At 73.1% G+C, this 16,892-nt stretch carries 12 protein-coding genes and 1 pseudogene; 4 read left to right on the top strand and 9 right to left on the bottom strand.

The features are described from left to right. Position 1: 1 nt before the first annotated feature. The 4 genes and pseudogenes from ABZY31_RS09855 to ABZY31_RS09840 form a co-directional block, all read right to left on the bottom strand. A complete protein-coding gene (locus tag ABZY31_RS09855; protein ID WP_356406879.1) occupies positions 2-2,911 on the bottom strand; it encodes an AAA family ATPase in 2,910 nt (969 codons plus the stop codon). Between the two features lie 151 nt (positions 2,912-3,062). Then, a complete protein-coding gene (locus ABZY31_RS09850; RefSeq protein ID WP_356406876.1) occupies positions 3,063-4,415 on the bottom strand; it encodes a cytochrome P450 in 1,353 nt (450 codons plus the stop codon). Between the two features lie 14 nt (positions 4,416-4,429). Beyond that, positions 4,430-5,467: a terpene synthase family protein gene (locus ABZY31_RS09845; protein ID WP_356406873.1), complete on the bottom strand. Its 1,038-nt coding sequence runs from the start codon at positions 5,465-5,467 to the stop codon at positions 4,430-4,432. A gap of 381 nt (positions 5,468-5,848) precedes the next feature. Further along, a pseudogene (locus ABZY31_RS09840) lies at positions 5,849-6,622 on the bottom strand (VanW family protein); the annotation flags it as partial. A 377-nt stretch (positions 6,623-6,999) separates the two neighbouring features. Here ABZY31_RS09840 and ABZY31_RS09835 point away from each other — a divergent pair. Beyond that, positions 7,000-7,650, top strand: coding sequence for a hypothetical protein (locus ABZY31_RS09835; protein WP_356406870.1), 651 nt, complete (start codon positions 7,000-7,002; stop codon positions 7,648-7,650). A 31-nt stretch (positions 7,651-7,681) separates the two neighbouring features. On the opposite strand, the gene ABZY31_RS09830 is transcribed toward ABZY31_RS09835, so the two are convergent. Both ABZY31_RS09830 and ABZY31_RS09825 read right to left on the bottom strand, forming a co-directional pair. Then, the gene (locus tag ABZY31_RS09830; protein ID WP_356406867.1) at positions 7,682-8,935 is read right to left on the bottom strand and encodes an MFS transporter; all 1,254 of its coding nucleotides are present in this window, start codon (positions 8,933-8,935) and stop codon (positions 7,682-7,684) included. Then, on the bottom strand, positions 8,932-10,302 hold the full coding sequence (locus tag ABZY31_RS09825; RefSeq protein WP_356406865.1) for a GH1 family beta-glucosidase: 1,371 nt from the start codon (positions 10,300-10,302) through the stop codon (positions 8,932-8,934). The genes ABZY31_RS09830 and ABZY31_RS09825 overlap by 4 nt, the downstream gene beginning before the upstream one ends. A gap of 246 nt (positions 10,303-10,548) precedes the next feature. On the opposite strand from ABZY31_RS09825, the gene ABZY31_RS09820 reads away from it, so the two are divergent. Continuing rightward, positions 10,549-10,998 carry an ATP-binding protein gene (locus tag ABZY31_RS09820; RefSeq protein WP_356406862.1) on the top strand — a complete coding sequence of 150 codons (450 nt, stop codon included), beginning with the start codon at positions 10,549-10,551 and terminating at the stop codon, positions 10,996-10,998. Positions 10,999-11,025: 27 nt separating this feature from the next. On the opposite strand, the gene ABZY31_RS09815 is transcribed toward ABZY31_RS09820, so the two are convergent. Beyond that, positions 11,026-11,259: a DUF6296 family protein gene (locus ABZY31_RS09815; RefSeq protein ID WP_356406859.1), complete on the bottom strand. Its 234-nt coding sequence runs from the start codon at positions 11,257-11,259 to the stop codon at positions 11,026-11,028. Between the two features lie 126 nt (positions 11,260-11,385). Here ABZY31_RS09815 and ABZY31_RS09810 point away from each other — a divergent pair, with 126 nt between their 5' ends. Then, on the top strand, positions 11,386-11,835 hold the full coding sequence (locus ABZY31_RS09810; protein WP_356407279.1) for an SRPBCC family protein: 450 nt from the start codon (positions 11,386-11,388) through the stop codon (positions 11,833-11,835). A 17-nt stretch (positions 11,836-11,852) separates the two neighbouring features. Continuing rightward, positions 11,853-12,665, top strand: a complete 813-nt coding sequence (locus tag ABZY31_RS09805; protein WP_356406856.1) for a DUF1206 domain-containing protein — start codon at positions 11,853-11,855, stop codon at positions 12,663-12,665. A 67-nt stretch (positions 12,666-12,732) separates the two neighbouring features. Here ABZY31_RS09805 and ABZY31_RS09800 read toward each other — a convergent pair whose 3' ends face one another. Next, positions 12,733-15,141: a SpoIIE family protein phosphatase gene (locus ABZY31_RS09800; RefSeq protein ID WP_356406853.1), complete on the bottom strand. Its 2,409-nt coding sequence runs from the start codon at positions 15,139-15,141 to the stop codon at positions 12,733-12,735. After that, a partial coding sequence (locus tag ABZY31_RS09795) for a response regulator (protein ID WP_356406850.1) occupies positions 15,138-16,892 on the bottom strand: 1,755 nt, incomplete at its 5' end. The genes ABZY31_RS09800 and ABZY31_RS09795, both read right to left, overlap by 4 nt.

Genomic DNA, 16,892 nt, shown 5'->3' with positions numbered 1-16,892 from the left:
GTCAGTCGCCCAGCGCCCGGTTCAGGCCGAGCCGGTCGGTGCCCAGTTTCGTGAAGGCCGCGGAGAGCAGCTCCGAGACCGACTGCGCGTCCGTCTTGAGCTCCGCGGCGATCGCCGTGTTGTCGAGGCCCAGCGCGGCGTGCCGCGCGGCCTCGTGCTCCGCCACCGTCAGGCTGTCCCGCTCGAAGGTGTGCAGCCGGCGCGGCCGCAGTCCGGCCGAAGCGAGCTGGGTTCGGGCGCGGCCCGCGAGCCCCTCGGCCCCGCACGCGGCGGCGGTCTCCATGCCGCGGTAGAGCTGCTGGGCCGCGTGGTGGCGGCTGCCGATCGTGTGCAGGGCCGTGCCGTGCTCGATCAGCGCGTACGCGAGTTCGTAGGCGGCGGGGGACTGTTCGAGGTGGTCCACCGCTTCCTGGAGCAGGGTGGCCGCGCGGGCGGGATCCACCGTGACCGCCGCGGCGACCCGCAGCGCGTGGCCGAGGGCGCTGGACGTGCCGAACGCCCGGGCGCGCGCCAGCGCTTCGGAGGCGGTGGCCCGCGCCTGCTCCGGCTTGCGGCCCATCTGTCCCAGGGCCAGGTCGAGCTGCCAGGGACTCCACGACGGGTTGCGCGCGCCGCGCAGGTCGAGCCGCCTGCCCGCCGAGAGGAGGTGCTGCTCGCCTTCGTCGATCCGGCCCCGGGCCAGCAGGAGCTTGCCCCACACGGCCTGCGGGTCGGGGTAGACCACCGCCTGCGGGAAACCGTCCCCGAGCTTGTAGGAGTCGGCGACCCGCTGGGCTTCCTCGGTGTTCCCGCGGGCCAGCAGGGTTTCGATGAGGGTGCCGATCGCGTACCACTGCGCCGGGATGCCCTGGCCGACCCGGTCGGCGATCTGCAGGCCGTTGCGTACGAAGTCCTCGGCCTCGGCGAGCCGCCCGCGCCGGTAGCGGACGTAGCCGAGCAGGGTGTAGACGAACGACAGGTGCGCGCCGCGCCAGCCCTTCGCCTCGAACTCCACGATGCCGGTGTTGAAGAGTTCCTCGGCGCGGCCGGGCTGGTCGCAGTACATCAGGGTGAGCGCCACGACGGCGGGCACCTCGAAACCGAAGTCCTGGTCGGTCCAGCTCAGGCCGCCGTCGAGGGCCTGTTCGGCGTAGGACAGCGCCGTCGCGGCGGGTTCGCCGCGCAGCACGGCGTCCCAGGCGCGCAGGCCCAGGATGTGCCGTTCGGGCAGGCCGCGGCCGGTGAGCCGCTTGGCGAACTGGGCGAGGAGCCGGGAGCGGGCGGGCGAGTTCTCCTCGTCGACCCGGACCGAGTTCCACTTGAACTGCTCGGCCTGCATCCGCAGCCGGGTGCGCGAGCTGGTGGCCTGCCGGGCCTCATCCGCGAGGAGCGCGGAGGCCTCGGCCAGCTGACCGGTGTGGCCGAGCGCCTGCGCGAGTCGGTAGGTGATCGCCTCGCGCAGGGCCTGTTCGGTCCTGGGCTCCTCCAGCGCGGCGCGCAGCTGGTTGATCGTGGTCCCGGGGTCGTGCAGCAGGTTCGCGGAGCCGAGTTCGAAGAGCACCTCGGCCCGGTCCTCGACCTCCGGAGGTTCGCGCAGGGCGCGGGCCAGGTAGCGGCGAGCGGCGTCGGGGGCGCCCGCGGAGAAGCTGTCGCGCGCGGCCTGGCGCAGCTGCTGCACCACCCAGGGATCGCCGTCCGGGTGCATCTCCAGCAGGTGCCGGGCGGCGGCCGCGGCTCCGTGCCCGTCGTTGACCAGCGCCGTCGCGGCCATGCCGTGCATGGCGACGCGCACACCGGGCGGGATCGACCGGTAGACGGCGGTCGCGATGAGCGGGTGGAAGAACTCCACCACCTGCTTGCGCCGTACGCTGGTGAGCACGGTCAGGATGCGTGCGTCGCGCAGCTGGGCGATCGCCTCCGCGGCCTGGGCCTCGCCGAGCGCGGCGACACCGGCGACGATGTCGGTGGGGACCGCGGTGCCGAGGACGGCGGCGGCCCACGCGAGCCGGACGGTGGAGGGACCGAGCTGTTCGAGGCGGTCGATGAGGCCGCTGCCCTTGACGGCGGAGGCCAGGTCGCGCAGTTGCGGGATGCTGTCCTGGTGCGGCTTGAGCCCGCGGTCGCGGCCCTTCATCGCCAACTCGACGACTTCGAAGGGGTTTCCGCCGGTGATCGCCCAGCACTCGCGGCAGAAGACGTCGTCGGCGTCCTCGCCGAGGGAGTTGCGCACGATGCGTGCCACCGCGCTCGTGGTCAGCGGCGCCAGCTCGTGCGGACGGGAGCCCTGGCGGCCCATGAGGGCGCGTAAGGCAGGGGCGTCGGCGGGGATCTCGTCCGGTCGGCAGGCCACCATGATCAGCATGGCCAGCTCCTCCGCCCGGGCGGTGAAGGCGGTCAGCCACGCCAGTGACTCCGCGTCCGCCCAGTGTGCGTCGTCGACGACCAGCACGACGGGAGCGCTGCGGACCGCCAGGTGCGTGACTACCCAGTCCAGGCCGTCCCGCACGCCCTGCGGGTCCGGCGCGGCCGGGCCCTTCGGCGCCGCGGTGAGCCCGAGGGCCGGGGCGACGATGCCGTACCAACTGCCCAGCGCCTCGCGCCGTTCGTCCTCGCTCATGGCGGCGAACGTGGGCTGGATGAGCTGGCGCATCACGTGGAACGGCACCTGCCGTTCCTGCTCGCCGCCGCGCGCGAACAGCACGGTGCAGTTGCGCTCGGCGGCCAGGTGACGGGCCTCCGCCAGCAGGGTGGTCTTGCCTATGCCGGCCGATCCGGCGAAGGTCAGCACGCCTCCGCGACGGGCGGCCGGGCCCGGGCCGTGGCCCGGGGCACCGCACAGGTCGTCCACCGCGCGGTGGATCGCCAGGATTTCGGATTCACGTTCGAGCAGGGGCTGGGCCGCCCCTCCTCGTGGTTCCGTGACATGTGACACTCGTGCCCCCTCCAGCGCGTGCGCCCGAGTGTACGGCGCACGGGGTGAGTTCATCCTGCTTAAGCACATTCTTGCGGTATCTCGCCACCCGTACGAGAAGAACCGGGTATTCTCGGCCGCCCTCGCGCCCGGTGCGGCACGGCACCGGCCGTCAGCGCCGCGCCGCCGGGATCATGGGGAGTTCACTGGGCTGCGGGATGCCCGCCGGGACCTCGCGGACGGTGATCCCCGGAGCGGGGACCAGCCGCCACCGGGACGCCACGCTCGCCACCGCCGTCAGGATCTCCGCCACGGCGAACGAATCGCCGATGCACTTGTGCTGGCCCGCGCCGAACGGCAGGTAGCGGTGGGCGCGCGGCCGTTCACCGGCGTCCTCGTGCCAGCGGTCCGGATCGAAGCGCGCCGGCTCGCGGAACAGCGCCGGGTCGCGGTGCAACGCGTGGGGGCTGTAGGCGAGTTCGGCCCCCTTCGGGATGGCGACGCCGCCGAGCGTCAGCGGCTCCAGCGCGCGCCGGGTGAAGAGCAGGGGCGAATGCAGACGCAGTGTCTCCTGGAAGACGCTGTGCGTGTAGGTGAGGCGCGGCAGGTCGTCGGGGCGCACCGGGCGGTTGCCCACCACGGCGTCGACCTCGGCGTGCAGGCGCTTCTCCACCTCGGGGTGGCGGCCGAGTTCGTGGAACATCCAGGAGAGGGTGGTCGCCGAGGTCTCGGTACCGGCGAACATGATCGCGATCACCTCGTCCCGCACCTGCTCGGGGCTCATCCCTTCGCCCGTCTCGGTGTCCACGCTGGACAGCAGGAGGCCCAGCAGGTCCTTGTGGTCCCCCTGCCCGCCGTCGTACTGCGCGATCACCTGGTCGATGATCCGGCGCAGACGCGCGGCGGCGGCGTCGAAGCGCCGGTTGTACGCAATGGGCACTCCGTCAAGGAACTTGGGCATGACCGCGCGGACGAGCATGCCCTCCAGGACGATCGGCAGCGAGCGGTGCACCTCCGCGACGGCGGGCCGGCTCATCTCCCCCGAGAAGATCATCTCGGCGACCGAGGAGAGGGCGTAGCGCCGGGCCTCCGTCACCATGGAGACTTCCCGGCCCGCCGTCCAGGAGGTGACCATCTCCTCGGCCTGACGGCACATCACCTCGGAGTAGTCGGCGATGTGGTTGCGGTGGAAGGCCGGCTGCATCATCCGCCGCTGCTTGCGGTGGAATTCTCCGTCGGTGGTGACGATGCCGTTGCCGAACATCGGCCGCAGCCGGTCGAAGATCCGCCCACGCCCGAACTGCTGGGCGCGCTGGACCAGTACGGCGTGCACGTGGTCGGGTTCGGTGAGCACGTGGACGGGCCAGGTGCCGATGTCTATCCGCACGATGGCGCCGTGCGTGCGCAAGGACTCCAGGAACGCGATCGGCTCCCGCCACAGCTGCAGCGCGTGGCCCAGGAGCGGTAACCGCCCCGGAACCACCGGTGCCCGGGCCCCGGAGCCGCGCTGCTCGACGTCTGGCATGGGCCCACTCCCTGTCATGCCGCGGAGACCAGGTCCGGGCGGGTGTACGCAGACTCCATCCCGGCCGCGAACCGTTCGTCGCTGTACCGCGTGCACTCGTAACGCTGCCACAGATCCGCGCCGATCATCCAGTCCTCGTAGCTGCGCACGCACCGGTCGACCGCGTCGAGCAGGGCCGGGTCACCGGCGTGGTCCGCCTGCATGGCCTCGGTGAGCCGCCGGCGCGCGACCAGGTACTCCTCGATGCGGACCTGGATGTGGCCCTCCACCACCTCGACGGCGTCCATGAGCGAGCAGCCCTCCCGGGCGGCGACGAGGGAGACCAGGTTGTTGTTGTCCCCGCAGGCGTGCTCCTTCGGCAGCGAGAAGACGTCGTTGCCCCAGGAGATGACGTCCAGGACGCTCGCGGTGAGGTCCAGGAATTCGGGCCTGTCGTGGACGTGTTGGGGCAGGTCGAGGCCGAGTCCCGCCTCGACCATGTCCATCATCGGCAGGATCTGGGAACTGTGCCGCCGCATGAGGATGTAGTCCTGCACGGTCGGGTCGCCACTGGTACGGCGGTTTCCGGCCTCCTGGTCCAACGAGTGCAGCATGAGCGGGACATGGGCGCGGTAGCGGGCGGCGGTGCCCTCGGTCATCCCGGCGAGGATCCGGTCGCACAGATCGATGAAGCCGTTCACCAGAGGATTGCCCAGGGCCGAGGCCAGATCGCTGCGACCGGTCTCCAGATGTTCGGTGATCGCGTCGATGACGGGTTGCCACGCCCCGAGTTCACCCGTCCTGATGAGGTGGTCGTGCTGGTCGTCGAGGACGAACGACCACGCCATCCACTCGGCGAGCAGGACGACCCGCTCGTAGGGCACCTCGCCGCTGACCCGCCCCGCGAGGTGGCCGAAGCCGATGCCCGCGAACTGCTCCACGGCCTCGCTGACCAGCTCGTGGTGCACGGCCCAGGCGGTGGCCTCGCTATTCGCCAGGGCGGCCTGCGGATGCTTGGAGTTGCCGAACGGAAGGTGGAAATCGGGCACGGAGAAAGAGTCGAGCTGGGTCATTGATCCCCCCACGGAAAGTCGGATTCGCCAATACCCGCTCAATGTACGATCACCAGGGCGGTCCCCACGCGGCACACCCCCCTACTCCTGCACCACCATGACGGCGGCTCGCTGCAAACAGCGGGGGTGGGACCGGTCACGGACTGACCCGATCCCGCCATGTGCGACCACATCAGGCCACCTGAGAAGTAATTAACTCTCAGGGCGGAGCGCACTGTCAATGTAGGACGAGGGGGGTAATGTCGAATTCATTTCGCCGTTGTCGAAAGCATATTCATCCCTGAATATGCGTGCGGCATGCCCCGATCGGTCGTGCGCTCGGCCGGTGGCGGCCCCGGCGGGCAGGGGAGGGCCCGCGCGTGGCCGAAGACCGACCCCGCGTCAGGACGCGGGCGCCGCAGTCGCCGACGGCGCCGCGGGCGTGGGGGCGGGGGAGTCGCCGGGAGCGCCGGTGGGCGTCGGTGCCGGTGTGGCCGTGGGGCTCGCCGAGGGGTCCGGGACGCAGGTGACCTCGTCGCGCGGGGTGTAACGGGTGCGGTACGTCTCGCGCTTGACCTCGTGGCCGCCCTGGACGAAGACGCGGTCGACCGCCACGTCGAACCCCTCCAGGGGGGTCTGCGCCTCGCAGTCCGGGCCGGTGGCGGTGCGCTTGCCGGGCGGGGTGACGTGGGTGCGCGGGCCCTCGGTCGCGCGTATCTCGTCGTACGTCGGCGTGCCGTGCAGGGAGATGGTGACCGAGGTGCCGGTGGAGGCGGCCCGGATCCGCACCGGGTGGCCCGAGTCGTTGCGCCAGCGCAGGTCGAGGGTGCCCCAGGCGACGGTGGCCTCGCGGCCCGCGGGATAGCGCTCGATGTAGAAGGAGTGGGCGCCGTGCTCGACCGGCGCCAGGCCGGCGAAGAACATGGCGTTGTACATCGTGGTCGCGACGGCCGAGACGCCGCCGCCGGGAGCCTTCACGTACCGTCCGTCGTTGATCATGACGCCGTCGACGAAGCCGTTCTGCTCGGTCCGCTCGCCGACCGCCCGGTTGAAGCTCCACGTCTCGCCGGGCCGCACGACGGCGCCGTCGATCAGCTCCACCGCGCGCGCGATGTTGTGCGTGCGGTAGGGCGCGGCGGGGAAGGAGACGGTGAAGGACGACAGCCGGCGCATGCCCTGCGCGTCGACCCGGCCCGACGGGCGCTCGGCCGCGGTCACCGCGGGGCGCTCCGCTGCGGGGACCGGCGGGCGCTCGGCCGCCGTGGCCGGGCCGGGGAGCAGGGCGGTGAGGGCGAGCGCGGCCGCCGCCCCCGCCGTGGTGAGGGTGATCCGCCTGGTGTCCGTCCGGCCGTGTGCGCGTCGCATCTCTCTCCCGGTGGTTCTGACGATGTCGGTACCGTCCCAGAGTGCTTTGATTTCCGGTAAATAGGGCAAAATGTGGCGATTTTCACCACGGAAAGCCAGGCCAGTGGGTCCGTTTTGGCCCTGTCCGCTGGTTGAGCGGGGGCCACATGATGGCGTGATCCGCCCCGTGGCCCCCCGAAAGGTTCCCCGTGCCCTCGCCCTCGCCCCGCCCCCCGCGCCGCCTCACCCGTCGGCTCGTCCAGCTCTACGCCGGGCTGGCCCTCTACGGCGCCAGCTCCGCCTTCCTGGTCCGGGCGGGCCTCGGGCTGGATCCGTGGGACGTCTTCCACCAGGGCGTCGCGGAGCGCACGGGGTGGAGCATCGGCGCCGTGTCCGTGGCCGTGGGCGCCCTGGTCCTGCTGCTGTGGGTGCCGCTGCGGCAGCGCCCGGGGCTGGGCACGGTGTCCAACGTGTTCGCCGTCGGTCTGATCATGGACGCCACGCTGGCCCTGGTCCCGGACGTGCGCGGAGCCGTCGCCCAGGGGGCCCTGCTGGCGGCGGGCGTCATCCTGAACGGAGTCGCCACCGGCCTCTACATCGCCGCCGCCTTCGGCCCGGGGCCCCGGGACGGCCTGATGACCGGCCTGCACCGGCGCACCGGCAGGTCGCTGCGGCTGGTGCGGACCTCCATCGAGGGCACCGTCCTGGCCGCGGGCTTCCTGCTCGGCGGCTCCGTCGGCGTCGGCACCGTGGCGTACGCGCTGGCCATCGGCCCGCTCTCGCAGTTCTTCCTGCGCGTGTTCGCCCTCCGGCCGCTCGATCCGGAGCCCGCCCCGGCGGCCGTCCCGGCGCCGGCGTAACGGCATCGGGACGACGCGGGGCCGAGCCGGCTCAGGACACCGACCGGATCCGGCGGACGAGCACCGAGCCGACGACGGCCAGTGCGCCCGCCAGCGCGTACAGAGCGGTGTACCCGCCGAGATGGGTCACCACCGGAGCCGCGATCACCGGAGCCAGGACCTGCGGCAGCGCATTGGCGATGTTGATGACGCCCAGGTCGCGGCCCCGGTCCTCGGCCGTCGGCAGCACGTCCGTGAGCAGTGCGAAATCCACCGACGTGTACACGCCGAAACCGATGCCCAGGACGAGCGAGGCGACGACCGCGCCCGTCCAGGTCTGCCACACCGCGAGCAGCAGGGTGGCCGCGGCGATGAGCAGCCCCGAGCGGATCACGTACGGCTTGCGGCGGCCGCTGCGGTCCGACCGCACGCCGCTGATCACCACGGTGCAGAGCAGGGTGAGCGCGTTCAGCGCGGTGAGGATCAGCACGCCCGTGTCCGCGTCGTCGGCGTAGTGCACGGCGTCGGTCAGGTAGTAGAGCAGGTACATCGTGCTGATGGAGTACGACAGGTTCATCAGGAACCGGGTCAGCCAGGCCCACCCGAAGTCCGGATGGCGCCGCGGGTCGATCCAGAATCCGCCGAGGAAGGCCCGCCAGCGGAAGGCGGGCCGCGCCGCGGGGGACAGGGCGGTGTCCCGGCGCATCAGGACGTACGGCACGACCGCGACCACCGAGAAGAGAGCGCAGGCCAGGTATCCCGCGCCGGTACCGCCCGCGACCGTGGCCAGCGCCGTGCCGACCAGGATGCCGACGACCTGCGAGACGCCCAGCCAGCCCCCGACCAGGCCGCGCCGGCGGACCGGCACCTGGTCGGGCACGGCCGCGGTCAGGGCCGCGAACGACGCGTTGAGGGCGAGCTGCACCAGGCACCAGCCCGCGATGACGGCCGGAACGCCGCGGGCCAGCGACAGGACGACGAGCCCGGCGGCGCCGCCCGCCGTCCCCGCGACCACCCAGGGGACGCGCCGCCCCACGCGCGCCGTCGTACGGTCGGACAGCGCCCCGAAGACCGGATTGGCGACCATGGAGACCGCCGCGCCCAGGCCGGTCACCAGGGCGAGGGTGGCGGCCTTGTGGCCGGGAGTGAGCTGCTCCGCCTGGCGGGCCAGCAGCAGCTGGAGCGGTCCGAACCAGCCGACCCAGACGCCGAGGTTGGCGAGCGAGAGGGCCCCCACCCAGCGCCCGTCCGCCGCGGTGCCGCCCGCCGCCGCGCCGGTCGCCGCTGCGGGCGGCCCGAAGGTCACCGGCCGTCCTTGATCAGGTCGCGGTACCAGGCGTACGACTCCTTGGGCGTGCGCCGCAGCGTCTCGTAGTCGACGTGGACGAGGCCGAACCGCTGCCGGTACCCCTCCGCCCATTCGAAGTTGTCGAGGATCGACCAGATGAAGTAGCCCCGCACGTCGGCCCCTTCCTCCATCGCCCGGTGCAGCGCCCGCAGGTGGCCCTCGTGGTAGGCGATCCGGCGCGCGTCGTCGATCCGGCCCGTGACGGGGTCGGGTCCGTCGCCGTAGGAGCAGCCGTTCTCGGTGATGTACAGCGGCGGCAACCGGTCGCCGTAGCGCTCCCGCATGAGCCCGAGTAGTTCGCGCAGGCCGTCCGGGACCACCGGCCAGCCGAAGTCGGTCCGCTCGTGGCCCTCGATCGGCCGGATGGAGAAGGGCAGGTCCGCCGGGATCTCGATGCCCCCGAACTCGCCCGTTCCGGAAGCCGGTCGGGGGGCTCCGACGAGCATGGGGTTGTAGTAGTTGATGCCGTACCAGTCCAGCGGGGCCGCGATCGTCTCCAGGTCCTGCGCGACCGGCCCGGGGAGCAGCTCGGCGATGCCGTCCGGGTAGCGGCCGGTCAGCAGGGGGTCGGCGAAGAGCCGGTTCGTGAGCGTGTCGTACAGCTCGGCGGCGGCGCAGTCGGCCTCGCCGTCCCCGGCGGCCCAGACGGGGCTGTGGGAGGCCGCGATGCCGATCCCGCGGGCGCCCGCAGCGCGCAGGGCCCGTACGCCGAGGCCGTGGGCCAGGAGCTGGTGGTGGGCCGCGGGCAGCGCGTCGAAGACGAGTCGCCTGCCGGGGGCGTGCTCGCCGAGCCCGTACCCGAGCAGCGTGACCTCGGCGGGTTCGTTGAGGGTGATCCACTGAGGCACGCGGTCGGCGAGCCGCTCGGCGACCACCGAGGCGTACCGCGCGAAGTGCTCGGCGGTGTCGCGGTTCAGCCAGCCGCCCCCACGCTCCAGGGCGAGCGGGGTGTCCCAGTGGAAGAGGGTCGCCACCGGGGCGATCCCCGCGGCGCACAGCTCGTCGACGAGCCGGTCGTAGAAGTCCAGCCCCTCGGCGTTGACCCGGCCACCGCCCTCCGGCAGGACGCGCGACCAGGAGACGGAGAACCGGTAGGCCCCGACGCCGAGACCGGCCATCAGGGCCACGTCCTCGCGGTAGCGGCGGTAGTGGTCGGTGGCCACGTCGGCGTGCGATCCGTCCTTGATGCGGCCCTCCTCCCGGGTGAAGGCGTCCCAGGTGGAGGGGCCCCGGCCGTCGGCCGCCGGCGAGCCCTCGATCTGGAAGGCGGAGGCGGAGACGCCCCAGAGGAAACCGGCCGGGAACCCGGGTACGGACGCAGTCATGCGGACTCGCTTCGGTCGGGGTGCGGAGGGCGCGCGCGGGGGGCGCACGGGGTGCGGAGATCGCTGACGGAACTCTCGGGTCCCGGGGCCCGCCGTGTCAATGGAAAGTGAACAATCCTCAGGTTCCCCTTGCCCGGGGTGGCACCCCCGGGGCGGGGCCCCGGACCGGCGGCCGCACGGGCGTGTGCATCCGGGGAGGGGCGGGCAGACGGCAGGGGAGAGCGAGAGAGACGAGAGTCGGGTGCGATGGCTGTGAAAGAGCGGGCGGTGCGCAAGACCGGGCCACAGGCCCCGGCCGACGCGGCCGATGCCCGCGCCCTCGTGGCAGCGCTCCTAGACGCCGGGCCGGGCGCGTCCGTTCCGGCCGTGAGCGGGGCCACCCTGGCGGACGCGCTGCTGGTCACCTCCGAGCTGGTCACCAACGCCTTCCGGCACGGCGGCGGCCTCGCCGGTTTCGAGGCCGAGATCGACCCGGACGCCGACGCCCTGGAACTCACCGTCACCGACCGCAGCAGCGAACTCCCGCACACCGTGCCCGGTCGCGCCCTCCTGGGGGGCGGCCCGCCGGCCGGCCCGGTCGAGGGCGGCTTCGGCTGGCCCCTGATCCGGCTCCTGGCCGATCGGGTGTCGGTGGCCCCGCTGCCCGCCGGGGGCAAGCGCATCCGGGTATGGCTGCGGCTGCACGGACGGGCGTAGCCGTCCGCGTCCCGCCGACCGCCCGGATCAGTCCAGCGGCCGGGCCCGCACCGGCGACGTGGTGTCCTGGTGCGCGCCCGTCGCGAGGATCCGCACCTCGCCCTGGTCGCTGATCTCCGCACGCAGGATCCCGGTCTCGTCCGCGTACACCGGGTGCCCTCCGGGCCCCGTCTGCGCGGTGCGCGTGACCACGACGGCGTCCGTGCTCCAGGCCGTTCCCGTCCCCGCGGCGCTCTTGAACACCAGCTCGTACCGGTTCACCATTCCATTGTGGAATGCGTGCGCGGCCGCCGCGAGGCGGGCTTCGGCGGGGGAAGCGGCACATGGAGCGACGGGTCGGGGGCACACGGGCTTCGCAAGGTTCAGCCGCGAGGGAAGGGCCGCATGATGTCGCACGTCGAAGAGCACGTCGAGGTGAACGTCCCGCTGCGGACGGCGTACAACCAATGGACCCAGTTCGAGGAGTTCCCCGCCTTCATGGAGGGCGTCGAACGGGTGGAACAGCGCGGCGACACCCTCACGCACTGGGTGACGAACGTCAACGGCGTGGAGCGCGAGTTCGACGCGCGGATCACCGAGCAGCTCCCGGACCGCCGCGTCGCGTGGATGAGCGTGAGCGGCGAGGCCCGCCAGGCCGGGCTGGTCACCTTCCAGCCGGTGGACGCCACTACCACCCGCATCGAGCTGCACCTGAACTGGGCCCCCGACGGCATCGCCGAGAGCGCCGCGGACAAGCTGGGCTTCGTCAAGCGCCAGGTCAGCGGTGACCTCAAGCGTTTCAAGACGTTCATCGAATCCCGCGGGGTCGAAACCGGCGCCTGGCGCGGCGAGGTCTGAGCCCGGTGAGCGCGGGAGTGGCGAGAGAAGGCATACGCACCGCGTCCCAGGGCGGGACGGGGCGGGCGGTGGTCGCGCGCTGCGGACTGGCGGCGCGCGGAGTGCTGTACGTACTGACCGGAGTGCTGGCCGCCCAGGTCGCCTTCGGTGAGCCCGTCGGCGAGGCGGACCGGAAGGGCGCCCTGCAGACGCTGGCCGGGCAGCCGTTCGGCGGCGTCATGGTGTGGGCCGTCGGGGTCGGGCTCGTGTGCATGGTGCTGTGGCGCCTGGCGGAGGTGGCCTTCGGCGCGGCCGGGCCCAAGGGCGGCAAGGCGGGGAAGCGGCTGGCCTCCGCGGGCCGCGCGGTCTTCTACACGGCCGCCGCGTCCTCCGTCCTGTCCTTCGCGGCCGGCTCCGGTGGTGGCGGATCCGGCGACGACCAGTCCCGCGACGTGACGGCGCGCGCACTGCAACTGCCCGCCGGGCAATGGCTGGTGGGCGCCGTCGGCGCCGGCATCGCCATCGCGGGCGTGACCATCGCCGTCCGGGCGGCCCAGCGGCGCTTCCGGAAGCACCTGCGCATGGGCGGAGCCTCCGCCCGGTGGCGCAAGGCGGTCGACTTCCTCGGGGTCACCGGCGGCGTCGCGCGCGGCGCGGTCTTCGCGGTGGCGGGCGGCTTCGTCTGCTACGCCGCCTGGCGCTACGACCCCGGCCAGGCCAAGGGCGTCGACGACACCCTGCGCTCCTTCACCGAGACCCCCGCCGGACCCTGGCTGCTCGTGGCGGTGGCCGTGGGCCTCGTGCTGTTCGGAGTCTTCTCCTGGGCGATGGCCCGGTGGCGCGAAGTGTGAGCCGCCGCCCCCGCGGGGCGGCCCGCGCCGGGGCCCGGGCGGCCGTCGCCGCCCGGGCCCCGGCGTTTCAGGTGACGTGGATGCCGATGAGGCAGGTGTCGTCGTCCGTGTCCGAGCGGCTGTCCTTGAGCAGCCGGTCGAGCAGCGCGTCGAGGTCCGGGGAGCGGCCGGACGCGGTGCGCATCAGGCGTCCGAGCGAGTCGCTCACCGAGGAGTCCCGCCGCTCCACCAGACCATCGGTGAACATCAGCAGGGTGTCCCGCGCTTCGAGCCGGACCTCCCGCTCCGCGTACACGGCGTCCGGGAGCGCCCCGAGCAGCAGGCCCCCGATCAGCGGGAACGCGTGGGCCTCGCCCCCGCGCAGCAGGACCGGGGGCAGGTGCCCGGCCCGCGCCCAGCGCAGGACCCGGGTGCGCGGGTCGAAGAGGCCGCACACGGCCGTGGCCGTGACCTGGTTCGTCAGGTGGTGGGTGACGATGTTGAGCCAGGACAGCAGCTGCGCGGGTCCCGCGCCGGTGACGGCGAGGCCGCGCAGCGCGTTGCGCAGGACCACCATGCCGGTGGCCGCCTCGATGCCGTGGCCCGCGATGTCGCCGACGGACAGCAGCACCAGCCCCGACGGCAGGACCACCGTGTCGTACCAGTCGCCGCCGACCAGGGACTCGGTCTCGGCCGGCCGGTAGCGCACGGCCACCCGCAGGCCGGGGGCCTCGATGGCCGGCGGGGTCGCCGGCATGATCGCGTGCTGGAGCTGGAGGGCGAGCCGGCTGTGCTCGGCCGACTCGGCTTCGGTGTGCGCGAGCTGGTCGCGCGTCGCGGCCAGCGCGACCTCGGTCCAGTGCTGGGAGGAGATGTCCTGGTAGGCGCCGCGGACCGCGTGCAGCCGCTGGTCGGCGTCCAGCACGGGTTCGGCGATGACCCGGATGTGCCGGGTGATGCCGTCCGACCGCTGGAGCCGGAAGTCGACGGACGAGGGCCGCCGGTAGCGCAGCACCGTCCGCAGGAAACGGCCGAGGGTCTCCGAGTCGTCCGGGTGGGCGTAGACCGGCAGTTCCCGCAGCGGGACGGGATCCGCCGTCGGCGGCAGCCCGTGCAGGGCGTACAGCTGGGCGTTCCAGGTGATCGCGCCGGAGGTGAGGTTCTCCTCGAAACCGCCGATGCGGCCGAGGCGCTGCGCGTGCTGCAGGAGGCTCGCCAGCCGGGCCGTCTCGTCCTCGATCCGCCAGATCAGCAGGACTGCGACGCCGTGGCGGCTGATGCTGATGTCGGCGACCGTGGTGAGCGGCACCTGGTCGACCAGGGCGGTGAGGTTCATCCGCTGCGCGCGGAAGGGCTCCCCGGTGGCGTGGACCCGCTCCACGGTGTCGAACAGCCCGCTGTCGCCCGCGGCCATCGGGTAGGCCTCCAGAAGCAGCGCGCCGTTGACGTCGCCGCGCGGGCGGCCCGCGGGGTCGACGAACTTGCTGCTGACGTGGCGGATGCGGAAGTCGTCGAGCCGCCCCGAGTGGTCGAGCACCGGGGTGAGCACCATCGCCGGGTCGTGCAGACCCTCGGCGAGGTCGATCAGCTCCGCGACGTCCGGCAGGACCACGTCCGGGCCGGCGTCGCCGTGCGGGGGCCACATCTCCATGGTGTGCGCGCACAGTTCGGCGAGGCTCTCCAACTGCCGCTCGACCTGCGGCGGCTGCGGGGGCAGCGGCTGCGGCCAGCACACTTCCAGGACGCCGTGGATGCGCCCGCCCGTCCCGGCGGGTACTGCCATCCGCCCGCCGTCCGGCCACTGCAGGCGGCCGACCGACGGCGGCCCGTCCCGGCCCGGACCGGGCAGGGACACCGGCCCGCGCTCCCGCAGCGCGAGCCGCGCGACCGTGGAGACGCCCGGCGGTACGTGTCGCCAGCGCACCGCCTCCTCGACCGGGAACCCGGCGTGTCCCGCGAGGGTGAGCGAACCGTCGGGCACCGCCGTCCACACCGCGACGGCCACGGCTCCGAGCGGGGCGAGCGCGTTGGTCAGCAGCGATTCGGCGACCGCCTGCGTGTCCCCGGCGGCCAGCGCGCCGCTCTCGGCCATCCGCAGCCGCACCTCCGCGCCGGGATCCTCCGGGGCCGAGCCCGGCGCGCCGATCCGTTCGACGAACGCGGCCGCGACGTCGCCGACGTGGTCGCGGGCCGCCTGGTTCACGATGTCGGCGGCCAGTTCGAGCGCCGAGAGACCGGACTGACGGCACAGCTCGTCGAGCTGGCGGGCCGCCGCCGCGGGCGTGCAGTGCAGGCGGCCGATGAGGATGCCCTTGGCCAGCTCGATCAGCGCCCGGCCGTCGGCCGCCGCCTGCGCCGCCCGCACCTCCTCGCGCAGCCGCCCGACGGTCGCGACGAGCCGCCCCAGGGCGGAGGGACCCTGCTGGGGGAGGGCAGGCGGCTCCGCGGCGCCGGAAGCCCCGTCCGGGGCCTGTCGCGGGGTTTCGGGCACGGTCACGGTGCGATCCAGTGGCGGACCCGGCCGATCAGGTCGTTGGCGTCGACCGGTTTGGTCACGTAGTCGCTCGCCCCGGAGGCGAGGCTCTTCTCCCGGTCGCCGGGCATCGCCTTGGCGGTCACCGCGATGATGGGGAGGTCGGCGTACCCGGACATGCGCCGGATCTCCGCGGTGGCGGCGTAACCGTCCAGCTCCGGCATCATCACGTCCATCAGGATGAGGTCGACCTCGGGATGGGCGGTCAGCATCTCGATGCCCTTGCGGCCGTCCTCGGCGTGCAGCACGCGGATGCCGTGCAGTTCGAGGATCCCGCTCAGCGCGTACAGGTTGCGCGCGTCGTCGTCCACCACGAGCACCGTGCGCCCCTTCAGCCCCTCCCCGGCCCAGGGTGCGGACTGCGGTCGCGGGTCGTCCGCCCGGACCAGGGGCAGGACGTCCCCCGGCTGCTCGGCCGACAGGTGCAGCGCGATGCGCTCGCGCAGCTCGTCCAGGCTGGACAGCAGCTCCATGTGCAGGGAGTCGGCCCGGCCGCGCAGTTCCCGCTCCCGGGCGGGATCGAGCCGGCGGTTGTCGTGGGCGAGGACCGGCAGCGAGGTCAGCGCCGCGTCCCCGTCGAGCGCGTCGAGGAAGCGCAGGGCTTCGCCCGCGGGCAGGTCCACTTCCAGGACGACGCAGTGGAAGGGCTCCGACGCCAGGGCCGCGGCCGCCTCCCGCGAGTTCGCGGCGTGGACCACCTGGATGCCTCCCCGGTCCCCGGCCAGCTCGCGGGACGGGGCCAGCTCACGGGCGGCGCTCTCCGCGACGAGGGAGAGCAGGCCGTTGGGCCGCTCCTCGATGACCAGGAGGCGGCGGGCCTGGCGCGGCGCCGCGGGGAGGGACGGCTCCGCACGGCGCGGTTCGGGCAGCGCGGCCGGGGGGCCGTCCAAGGAACGGGGCGTGCCGTCCGCGTCCGGCTGCTCCTCGAAGTCCGGCCGGCTGACGGGCAGGTAGAGGGTGAAGGTGCTGCCCTGCCCGGGCGTGCTCTGCGCGGTGACGGCGCCGCCGAGCAGGTGGGCGATCTCAAGGCTGATCGACAGCCCGAGGCCGGTACCGCCGTACTTGCGGCTCGTGGTCCCGTCGGCCTGCTGGAAGGCCCCGAAGACCGACCCCAGCTGCTGCTGCGGGATGCCGATGCCGGTGTCCCGGACCTGGAAGGCGACCATCGCGACCTGGCGGGGCAGACCGGAGGGGAGCGAGGCGGCCGGGGCGCGCTCGATGTGCAGGGTGACGCTGCCGCGCTCGGTGAACTTGACCGCGTTGGAGAGCAGGTTGCGCAGGATCTGACGCAGCCGGGAGTCGTCCGTCAGCAGGTCGGCGGGCGCGTCGGGGGCGGTGGTGATCGTGAAGTCGAGGCTCTTCTGCGTGGTCATGGGGCGGAAGGTCGCCTCGACGTACTCCAGCAGCTGCGGCAGCTGGACCCGCTCGGGGTTGATGTCCATCTTTCCGGCCTCGACCTTGGACAGGTCGAGGATGTCGTTGATCAGCTGGAGCAGGTCGGAGCCGGCGGAGTGGATGATGCCCGCGTACTCGACCTGCTTCGGCGTGAGGTTGCGCGTCGGGTTCTGGGCGAGGAGCTGGGCCAGGATGAGCAGGCTGTTCAGCGGGGTGCGCAGCTCATGGCTCATGTTGGCCAGGAACTCGGACTTGTACTTCGAGGCCAGCGACAACTGCTGCGCGCGGTCCTCCAGTTCCTGCCGTGCCTGCTCGATCTC

It is taken from the genome of Streptomyces sp. NPDC006529, assembly GCF_040611795.1.
In the GTDB taxonomy this organism is placed as follows: domain Bacteria; phylum Actinomycetota; class Actinomycetes; order Streptomycetales; family Streptomycetaceae; genus Streptomyces.
Note: the sequence above shows the minus strand (reverse complement) of the source record. Positions and strands in the feature narration are given on the sequence as shown.